General features: G+C 54.6%; 2 protein-coding genes. Both read left to right on the top strand.

What is annotated here, in order from left to right; genetic code table 11:
- A partial coding sequence (locus tag VRK_RS17660) for a non-ribosomal peptide synthetase (protein WP_197413176.1) occupies positions 1-3,675 on the top strand: 3,675 nt, incomplete at its 5' end.
- 15 nt (positions 3,676-3,690) lie between these two features.
- On the top strand, positions 3,691-11,752 hold an 8,062-nt coding region (locus VRK_RS17655; RefSeq protein ID WP_157372003.1), incomplete at its 3' end, for an amino acid adenylation domain-containing protein.

The following is an 11,752-nucleotide window of genomic DNA, read 5'->3' as shown; positions in this document are numbered from 1 at the left end:
GGTTGTGGCGGTGTGCAGGATGCGGTGGTGATTGCGCGTGCCTTTGGCGAGAGCGGAGACAAACAGTTAGTCGGTTACTACACCGCGGTGAATCAAGACGCGGTGCCGGATGTGGCAACACTGAAAGCTGAACTGTCTGAGCGTTTACCGGCGCATATGGTGCCGGCGGTATATGTGGTGATTGATGCGATGCCATTGACGCCAAACGGCAAAGTGAACCGTAAAGCCTTACCGGCACCGGATGTCAGTTCGGTGGTGCGGCATGAATATCAGGCACCGGTCGGGGATGCCGAGGAAAAACTGGCGGCGATTTGGTCTGAGCTATTGGGCGTTGAGCAGGTCGGCCGGTCAGACAACTTCTTTGAGCTGGGCGGTCACTCTTTGCTGGCGGTGCGAATGGTGTCACGGGTGCGTGAGCAACTGGGTCGGGAGTTATCACTGGCGACGCTGTTCTCCCATTCAACCTTACATGAAGTGGCAGCCCTGCTGGATGATGCCCAAGGCTCGACATTACCGGCGATTACGCCATTGCCGGAAGGGCAAGCGATCCCATTGTCACTGGCGCAGAAACGGTTGTGGTTCTTGTCACAAATGGATCCGGACTCCGTTTCAGCGTATGTGATTACCGGTGGGTTACGTCTGGAAGGTCAGTTAAACATTGATGCGTTACAGCGAGCGCTGAATCAGATTGTTGCCCGTCACGCACCGTTACGGACACACTTTGCGGATCTTGATGGGGTCCCTGTGCAGATAGTCAGCAAAGTCCGACATGAGTTCCCGATTCATTGGTTGGATGGTGAGGCATTGCTCGATGAATTGTCACCGTTCCAGCCCCAGTTTGAGTTAACCCTAGGCTCATTAATTCAAGGGCAACTGATCCGTATTCATGAAAACGAGCATTGGTTACGAATTGCCATGCACCATATGATTGCCGACGGTTGGTCAATTGGGGTACTGACTCGTGAACTCTCGACGTTGTATCGTGCGTTCTGTCAGGGGCAGGTGGATCCATTGCCACCATTGCGTATCCAATACGGTGACTATGCGGCGTGGCAGCAGGCACATCTGCAGGGCGAAGTGTTGCAACGTCAGCAACAGTATTGGACTGAACAGTTACGTGATATTCCGGATTGTCTGACATTACCGATGGATCGAGCCCGTCCGGCTACGCAGAATTACGCAGGGGCTGAGATTTCGGTCAGTTTATCACCGTCGCTCACGGCGTCTTTACGTGAATTCAGTCAGCGGCATCGCAGTACGCTCTACATGACTTTGCTTGCCGGATGGTCCGTGGTCATGAGCCGGCTCTCCGGTCAGGAAGATATCGTAATCGGCTCTCCGGTCGCCGGACGGACGCAAAGTGAATTGGAAGACTTGATCGGGATGTTTGTCAACACGCAAGCATTGCGGGTCAACCTGAGCGATCAGCCGGATAGCATTGCGCTGCTGAACCAGATTAAATTGACTTCGTTACAGGCACAGGCACATCAGGATATTCCGTTTGAACAGGTTGTTGAGGCTGTCGCCCCGACACGAAGTCTCGCTTACAGCCCTATTTTTCAGGTGCTGTTTGCATTACAGAACTTACCGGAAGAACGGATTGAGCTCGATGGGATGAGCTTGTCATTGTTAGCGGAAGAATCCAGTAGCGCCCAGTTTGATCTGAGTTTGATCGTCCATGAATCAGCGGATCGCATTGAAGGCTCGCTGAATTATGCAACTGCGTTGTTTGAGCCGGAAACCGTGCAGCGCTATCTCAGCTACTGGGTCACCCTGTTGGAAAACATGGTGCGTCAGCCTGAGTTACCGGTGAGTGCACTACCGATGCTGACCGACAGTGAACAGCAACACCTGCTGCACCACTTGAATCAAACCCACAATGCCTATCCGTCCGATTGCGGAGTGCATACGCTGTTCAGCCAACAGGCGAGCGCATCACCGGATGCCATTGCCGTTATCACTGAAACCGGTGAATGGCATTATGCGATGTTAGAGGCGCGAGCTAATGCGCTGGCACACCGACTCCAAATGCTTGGGGTGACTCCGGGACAGCGGGTTGCGGTGCGCTTGCCGCGTTCAGCCGCCTTAGTGGTGGCGGAGCTGGCGATTCTTAAATGTGGCGGTGTGTATGTACCGCTTGACCCGAATGCCCCGGCGGAGCGACTGGACTATGTGTTACACGATAGCGGTGCAACCGTGGTGCTCGCGGAATCCGGTACTGCGGTGGATTATCCGTCCCTGCATGTCTTAGAGATGACGCCGTCGCTGCTCAATGAAACCCGTGATGAAGCAGTTTCTGTGCCGGTCAGCGGTGATACCCCGGCCTATGTGATGTACACCTCGGGATCGACCGGTCAGCCAAAAGGTGTCGTCGTGCCACATCGGGCGATTGCCAGACTGGTACTGAATAACGGCTATATGGCGGTGCAACCGTCAGACCGGGTCGCGCTCGCTGCCAACCCGGCCTTTGATGCCACCACGTTAGAAGTGTGGGCACCGCTGCTCAACGGCGCTGCGGTGGTGGTGATTGAGCAAGAGACGTTACTCAACGTTGAGGCTTTTGCCCAAGCGTTAACCGACCATCAGGTCAGTATTCTGTGGTTGACGGTCGGTCTGTTCAATCAGTATGCATCAGGGTTAAAAGCGGTGTTGCCAAGCCTGCGTTATCTGCTGGTGGGCGGGGATGCCCTTGACCCGGCCGTAATCCGTCGGGTGTTGGCGGAGAGTGCGCCACAACATCTGCTCAACGGTTACGGTCCGACGGAAACCACCACATTTGCCTTAACTCATGCAATCACCTCGGTCGCTGAGGAGGCGGTGAGTATTCCGCTGGGTCGTCCGATTGGCAATACCCAAGTCTATCTGCTTAACGCGCACGGCCAGCCGGTGCCACAAGGTGTGGTGGGTGAGCTGCATATCGGCGGTGATGGTGTCGCGTTGGGTTATCTCAACCAAGATGAGCTGACCGCGGAGCGGTTTATCCCAGACCCGTATTCATCACGCCCGGATGCGCGGATGTACCGGACGGGCGACCTTGGGTATTTGCGAGCCGACGGGACAATCGAGTTTGTCGGGCGGAATGATTTTCAGGTCAAGGTTCGGGGCTTCCGGATTGAGCTGGGCGAGATTGAGTCGGCGCTGGTGTCATGTGGTGTGTCGTCAGCGGTGGTGATTGCTACGGGTGATTCAGCCTCGAAACGACTGGTGGCTTACTTCACGCAGGGTGATGCGTCACTGACAGCGAGTGAACTGAAGGCGCGTCTGGCGTCGCATTTACCGGATTACATGGTACCGGCGGCTTATGTTGCGCTGGCTGAGATGCCACTGACGGCGAACGGTAAGGTTGACCGCCGGGCATTGCCCGAGCCGGATGAAAGCGCATTGGTGCGCCGGGAGTATGAAGCACCGCTGGGCGATCTCGAAGAGATGGTTGCTGATATTTGGCAGGCGCTACTTCAGGTTGAAGCCGTCGGTCGTCAGGACAGCTTCTTTGAGTTGGGAGGACATTCATTGCTGGCTGCCCAATTAATTTCAAGAATTCGCAATGAACTGGATTTGGAAGTGCCATTGGTTGAGCTTTTCTCTCATCCCACATTAGCCGCGTTTAGTCAACGTGTGGCTTATATCGGTCTTGCTGAGTTTGATGTCAGCGATTTAATGGATTTAGCAGAATAATGGGAGACATACACCATGAGTACAAATGATGATTTAGGTGCATCGATGAATAATTTGTCTGGCGATGACGTGGTCAAATTATTTGAGCTGGCAAAAGCACGAGGCCTGAAGCGGAAACAGAAAGAAAAGCCTGCGGCCATTGCGCCTGTTGCCCGCTCTCCAGAAGGAGAGCCTTTAGCACTGGCACAGCGACGCATTTGGTTCCTGTCTGAAATGGAGCAGAGTGCATCCGATGCCTATATTATTAACGGTTCATTCCGGCTGAAAGGTCAGCTGAATATCGCCATATTGCGAGAAACACTGGATCAGATGGTCTCCCGCCATGAATCCCTCAGAACGATTTTCACGACTCGGGATGGTCAGCCTTTACAACGGGTCATGCCTGCGGATGCTGGTTTTTTACTCGATGAGATCACACGCGATCAAGTTGATCTGATTGATCTCTCCGAGCCTTATCTGCCCCATTTTAATTTATCGGTAGGGCCGCTGGTCAGAGCCGAACTGGTTCATATTCAGGAACATGAGTTCGTGCTGCGTGTGGCGCTACATCATGCGATCGCCGATGGCTGGTCGATGAGTGTGTTTATCCGCGAAGTCGGCATGCTGTATGCCGCGTTGTGTCAGGGGCAAAGCAACCCGCTGCCACCGTTACCGATTCAGTTTGCCGATTATGCTCACTGGCAACAATCTTTTGCCGAATCGGTCATTCCCCGTCAACGGGACTACTGGGTTGAACAACTGAAAGATGCGCCGGAGTGTCTGGCGCTCAAAACCGATTTTCCACGCCCGGCAGTGCAAGATCATGCCGGTGCCAGTGTGAACTTCACGTTAGATCCGGCGCTGACCGCAGCGTTGAAAGCGTTGGGGCAGCGTCATGATACCACCCTGTTTATGACCCTGTTTGCCAGTTGGGCAACGTTGATGAGTCGGCTGTCCAGTCAGGATGATGTGGTGATCGGTGCGCCGGTCGCCGGGCGTAATCGCGCTGAGTTGGAAGGTTTGATCGGGATGTTTGTCAATACGCAGGCACTCCGGATGGATTTAAGTCAGCAACCCGACACGCCCGCGTTACTGGCACAAGTGAAAGCCACGGCACTGGCGGCACAGTCCAATCAAGATATTCCGTTTGAACAGGTGGTTGAGGCGACGCTGACGACCCGGGATCCGGCCTATACTCCGCTGTTTCAGGTGATCTTTGCCCTGCAGAACCTACCGGACTCAACATTGAGCCTGCCCGGCATCTCTTTATCTCCGGAAGAAGAACCGTTTAAGACCGCGAAGTTTGATTTGAGTCTGCTCCTCAGCGAATCGGGTGACTCCCTGTCCGGTTATCTGAATTATGCGACCGCCTTGTTTGAAAAAGCGACAGTGGAGCGCTATCTCGGCTATTGGATCCGATTACTGCAAGGTATGGTTGAACAGCCCGAATTACCGGTCACCGCGTTACCGATTCTCGATGAGGATGAATTCCAAACGGTCATTCATCAATACAACCAGACCCGTTACGATTATCCCGCAGATAAGGGCGTTCATGCGCTGTTTACAGAACAGGTCAGTGCATCGCCCGATGCGACAGCGGTGGTGACCGATGATGGCGATCTGACATACGCCATGCTGGAGGCAAGAGCGAATGCGCTGGCTTACAGACTGCAGACGCTTGGCGTTCAGCCGGGGCAGCGAGTCGCGATGCGACTGCCCCGTTCCGCTGCTTTGATTCAGGCGGAGCTGGCGGTTCTCAAAGTCGGCGCAGTGTATGTGCCGCTCGATCCGGCTGCCCCGACCGAGCGACTGGATTATGTACTGGACAATAGCGGTGCGACCATTCTGATTGCAGAACCGGGTGCGGCGGCAGATTACCCGTCTCTGAAGGTTTTGGAGATGGATGCGTCGCTGATCACGGAGAGCCGTGATGAACCGGTATCGGTGGCCGTCAGCGGTGAGTCTCCGGCTTATGTCATGTACACCTCGGGCTCAACGGGTCAGCCAAAAGGTGTCGTCGTCCCCCACAAAGGGATTGCACGACTGGTGCGCAATAATGGTTATATGACGGTTCAACCCTCAGACCGTTTTTCGTTCGCGGCCAACCCGGCATTTGATGCCACCACCTTAGAAGTGTGGGCACCGCTGCTTAACGGCGCTGCGGTGGTCGTGATTGATCAAGAGACCTTACTGAACGTTCAGGCACTTGAGCAGGCATTGATACATCACCAAGTCAGCGTGTTGTGGATGACGATTGGCTTGTTCAATCAGTATGCGCAAGATTTGAAAACGGTGTTACCGGGACTGCGCTATCTATTATTTGGCGGGGATTCACCTGATCCAATGGTAATCCGACGCGTGCTGTCCGAGGGAGCGCCACAGCATGTGGTGCACTGCTATGGCCCGACAGAAACCACCACCTTTGCTTTAACTCATGAAGTCACTGTCGTGGGTGAAGATGCTGTGAGTATTCCGCTTGGTTATCCTATCGGCAATACGCAGGTGTATTTGTTGAACAGTCAGGGGCAACCGGTGCCACAAGGCGTGGTCGGTGAATTATATATCGGTGGTGACGGGGTCGCATTGGGGTATCTCAATCAAGATGAGTTGACTGCTGAACGTTTTATTCCAGATCCATACTCACCGCAGCCAAATGCACGGATGTATAAAACCGGTGATTTAGGTTACAGACACCCGGACGGCACAATCGAATTTATCGGCCGGAACGATTTTCAGGTCAAGATTCGCGGATTCCGGATTGAACTGGGTGAAATCGAAGTGGCATTGATCTCAAGTGGTGCTGATAGTGCGGTTGTGCTTGCCCAAGGTGCGGATGCCGGTTCGAAACGTCTTGTCGCTTATTTTACTACACAAGATCAGCACGTCACGGCAGCCGAGCTGAAATCACGATTAGCTGAGCGTTTGCCCGATTACATGGTGCCGAAAGCATATGTCGCACTGGATAAAATGCCGCTCAACGCTAACGGTAAAGTTGACCGCAAAGCTCTGCCTGAGCCGGATGAAAGTGCTTTTGTCCGTCAGGCGTTTGCCGCGCCCGAAGGTGTCGTTGAATCCACTTTGGCCGGCATCTGGTCCGCGTTACTCGGTGTAGAACACGTGGGCCGGGATGATAACTTCTTCGAACTCGGCGGTCAGTCGTTACTAGCGGTACAAATGATCGAACGGTTACGTCAGCAGGGTTATCAGATGGTGATCCGAGATCTGTTTGCCCGGCCGACTTTGGCGGCACTGGCTGAAACACTGATTGCACTCAACCCGGCTCAGCAGAGCGAGATTCCACCGAATCTGATTCCGGCAGACTGTCAGCATATTACCCCAGAAATGCTGCCGTTAGTGACTCTGGAGCAGTCAGAGATCGATCGGATCAGCCAGACTGTCGTTGGCGGTGCGGCGAATATTCAAGATATTTATCCGTTGGCACCACTTCAGGAGGGGATCTTATTCCACCATTTACTGGCCGAACAAGGTGACCCGTACATTACCCGGTTTATTCAAAGTTTCAGGAATGAAGCGGAAATCGAGACGTTCATGAGCGCACTGCAGCAGGTGGTGCAGCGCCATGACATTTTGCGCACCGCCGTCGTTTGGGATGGCCTGAATACGCCCGTCCAAGTGGTGTGGCGTGAAGCTCCGGTGGTACTGAAAACCCTCAATGCTTCTCAGCTTGATCACGTTGAACAGACCGATGATGTGGCTGAGGCACTGAGCCGTCACTTTGATCCGGCCCGGACCCGGATGGATATTCAGCATGCGCCGATGATTGAAATTTATAAAGTCGCAGATCCGGCGCAAGAGCGCTGGCTGTTGTGCTTTTTATTCCATCATTTATGTAATGACCACACCACGCTGGAATTACTGGTTGAAGAGGTGCAGTCTTACGTGACGGGGCAGGAAGCGCTGTTGCCCAAGCCGCTACCGTTCCGTAATTTTGTCGCGCAAACCACGCTGAACCAGTCCGACCGCGATGACCATTTGCGTTATTTCCAAGCGTTGCTGGGTGACCTTGATGAACCTTGTGTACCATTCGGACTACAGACACAAAGTGAACTGGAAGAAGGGGTTCACGTCGCGATTGAGCCGCATCTGGCGCAGCAGTTGCGCGTGCTGGCGCGTCAGAAAGGTCTGAGTCCGGCTGCGTTATTCCACCTCGCATGGGGATTAGTGGTGCGTATGGCCACGGGGCAGGACGATGTGGTTTTCGGCACCGTGCTGTTCGGTCGTATGGCTGGCGGGGAAGGGGCTGATCGCGTGCTCGGGATGTTCCTCAATACCCTGCCGTTACGGCTTTCTTTTGTCGGTGCATCGGCAGAATCGGCACTGGCCCAGACTCAACAACGGTTGGGTGAATTACTCGAACATGAGCATACTTCATTAGCTTTGGCTCAGCAGTGTAGTGGCTTGAGCAATCAAACGCCATTATTCAGCTCGCTGCTCAACTACCGCTATCAAGGCGGCAGTGCGCAGCATACCGAAGAGACCGATGCGCTGGGTTCGGTGGTCTTCGCTGCTGAAAATACCAACTACCCGTTAACGGTGGCGGTGAACGATATTGTTAACGGCGGATTTTCGTTAGATATTCATGTCAGTCGGCGCGTCGGTGGCGAGCGGATCGGTGCGATGATCGTGACTGCACTGCATGGGTTGGTGAGCACACTGATGACCCAGCCCGATACATCGGTTAGTCAATTGGATCTTTTGCCTGTTGATGAACGTGACAATGTACTGAACCGCTTTAACCAGACCGCAATGCCATATCCTGAGCAAGCGTGCCTGCACCAGTTATTCGAAAAGCAAGCAGCGCAGACCCCTGATGCACTGGCGGTGATTGCGGGCAATGATTCCCTGAGCTATGCCGCGCTGAATACTCAGGCCAATCAGTTAGCTCATCGCCTGATGACACTCGGGGTGACACCGGGCAGTTATGTCGCGGTGATGGTCGAGCGCAGTTGTGCCATGGTCACTACCTTACTGGCAACGCTCAAAGCGGGCGGTGCTTATGTGCCGCTTGACCCCTTGTTCCCGTCCGAGCGGCTGCAATACATGGTGGCCGACAGCCGTCCGGTGGTACTGATTACCGACGGCACGGTTGATATTGCCGGGACATTCGGTGAGCAGGCCGCGCAGTTACAGGTACTGGCGCTCAATCGGGAATCATTGGCGGATGAGCCAATGGATAATCCGGTGGTTGCGCCCCTGACCAGCGACCATCTGGCGTATGTGATTTACACCTCCGGCTCGACCGGACAACCGAAAGGGGTGATGGTGCCGCATCGCTCGGTGGTCAACTTCCTGACCAGCCAGCAGCAGCAACATCAGGTCAGTGGCGATGACCGCTTACTGGCGGTGACCACGATTTCATTCGATATTCACGTGCTGGAAATCTATCTGCCGCTCTTGAGTGGTGCCGCCCTGCATCTGGCGGACAAAGCATTGTCACGGGATGGTGAAGCGCTGGCAGCTTATCTGGATAATCAGGACATCACGCTGTTTCAGGCAACCCCGGCGACGTGGAAACTGTTGTTGGCGGCCGGCTGGCAGGGCTCCCCGCGATTAAGCGGTCTGATTGGCGGTGAATCATTCTCGAAAGTCTTGGCGGATGAGATTCTCAGTCGCGTCGGTCAGTTGTGGAATATGTATGGCCCGACGGAGACCACGGTCTGGTCTGCGACGCATCCGTTGAGTTTAACGGATGAGGGGGTATTGATAGGCAAACCGATTGGCAACACACGGATTTATATTCTGGATGAGTCTCACCAGCCGGTGCCGGTCGGTGCCAGTGGTGAGATATACATAGCCGGGGCTGGGGTGACGGCCGGATATCTTAACCGTGATGACTTAACGGCGGAGCGGTTTATTGCGGACCCGTTTGCGACTGAATCTGGCGAGCGGATGTACCAAACCGGTGACTTGGGTCGCTGGGACAGTGAGGGTCGGATTACCTGTTTAGGCCGGAGTGATTTTCAGGTCAAAATTCGGGGATTCCGGATTGAGCTGGGAGAAATCGAGTCTCTGATGCAGGGATATGACGGGATAGCGGATGCGGTGGTTGCTGCGCCGGAGATGGCGGACGGTGAGCCCCGGTTGGTGGGTTACTATGTGGCAGAAGAAGGTGCGCAATCCGGTGAGGATTTCGAGGACGGTTTAAAAGCTGAATTACGGCGACGTTTACCGGATTACATGGTGCCGGGGATTTATATAGCGCTGGATGCATTCCCGCTGACGCCGAATGGCAAGGTAGACCGCAAAGCATTACCCGCAGTCGATGCTTCGTCGCTGCCGCGCCGCACGTATGAAGCGCCACAGGGAGATGTGGAAACCAGACTGGCGGCGATTTGGTCGGGTCTTTTGGGTGTTGAGCAAGTCGGTCGTCATGACGATTTCTTCGCACTCGGTGGACACTCCTTGATCGCTATCCAGCTGGTGTCTCGGATCCGCGTTGCGCTTGGGTTTGAAATATCGCTGACGACACTGTTTGCCCATCCGGTATTGTCTGAGCTTGCTGCCACACTGCAAGACGGTCACCTTGCGTCTGCACAGCAGCACTTACCCGCGATTACGCCGCACTCAGATCAGCAAACACCCCCGCTGTCGTTGGCACAACAACGGTTATGGTTCTTGTCACAGATGAATCCTGCGGCATCATCGGCTTATGTTATTGCCGGGGGAACCAGACTACGCGGACAATTAGACGTTGCAGCACTTCAGCAGGCGCTGGACCGTATTGTGGCCCGACATGAAATTCTACGCACGCATTTCACGGAATGTGACGGGCTGGCAACTCAGGTGGTCGAATCTGAAGCGGTCGGTTTTCCACTGGTGATAGCAACCCAAACTGATGCTCCGTTCCAACCGCAGTTCAGTCTCGACAGCGGACGCTTGCTGCAGGGACAACTGATTCGTGTCAGTGATGAAGAACATTGGTTGCGAATTGCGATGCACCACATCATTTCCGATGGGTGGTCGGTTAACGTTTTCATCCGTGAACTGGGTGAACTGTATAATGCGTTTACCCACGGTGCTGCGGATCCGTTGCCAGCGCTAACCATTCAGTATGGTGATTTTGCGGCATGGCAACAGCGCTACTTGCAAGGAGACGTTCTGCAACAGCAACAAGCCTATTGGATGCAGCAGTTGCAGGGCATTCCTGACTGTCTGACCTTACCGACGGATCGTAGCAGACCGGCTTATCAGTCTTATGAAGGCGCAGTCATTCCGGTCCGGCTTGATCAGGCAATCACCGACGGGCTCAGAGATTTGAGTCGTCGTCACGGCTGTACACTGTACATGACGTTACTCGCGAGCTGGTCTGCCTTAATGGGACGTCTCGCCAGTCAGGATGATGTGGTGATCGGCTCGCCGATTGCCGGACGTACCCGTGCCGAAGTCGAACCTTTGATCGGCATGTTCGTCAATACACAGGCGATCCGGGTTGATCTGTCTGATCGTCCGAACACGATCGATCTGCTGGCGCAGGTGAAAACCACCGCACTGGCAGCACAGGCGCATCAGGACATTCCGTTCGAGCAGGTGGTGGAATCAGTCGCACCAACGAGAAACATGTCTCATCCGCCCCTGTTCCAAGTGATGCTGAGTTTGCAAAATACCCCTCAAGAGGCGCAGGCGCTGTCCGGGGTCACACTCTCGTTACTGGAAACAGAACGTCGGACCGCGCAGTTTGATCTGACATTGGATCTCTTTGAAATGGATGGTCAGCTTTCCGGAACGCTGAACTACGCCACAGCATTATTTGATGCGGAGACGGTTCAACGCTATCTCGGTTACTGGCACGCCCTGTTACAGCAGATGGTGTCGGCACCGACGCAAGCTGTCGGCTCCCTGAATATCCTCACGGACGCTGAACGGGATCTGGTGCTCAACCGGTTTAACCAGACGGCAACGCCATTCCCCGATGAGTCATGCCTGCATACCCTGATTGAGGCGCAGGTGGTCCGCAACCCGGACGCAACCGCAGTGGTGTTTGAAGAGCAGTCGCTCAGTTACGCCGAGCTGAATGCCCGGGCCAACCAACTGGCCCACTGGCTGATTGCGCAAGGCGTACGCCCCGACAGCCGGGTGG

Source organism: Vibrio sp. MEBiC08052, assembly GCF_001506075.1.
GTDB lineage: Bacteria > Pseudomonadota > Gammaproteobacteria > Enterobacterales > Vibrionaceae > Vibrio.
This window is presented reverse-complemented; position numbering and strand designations above follow the sequence as displayed.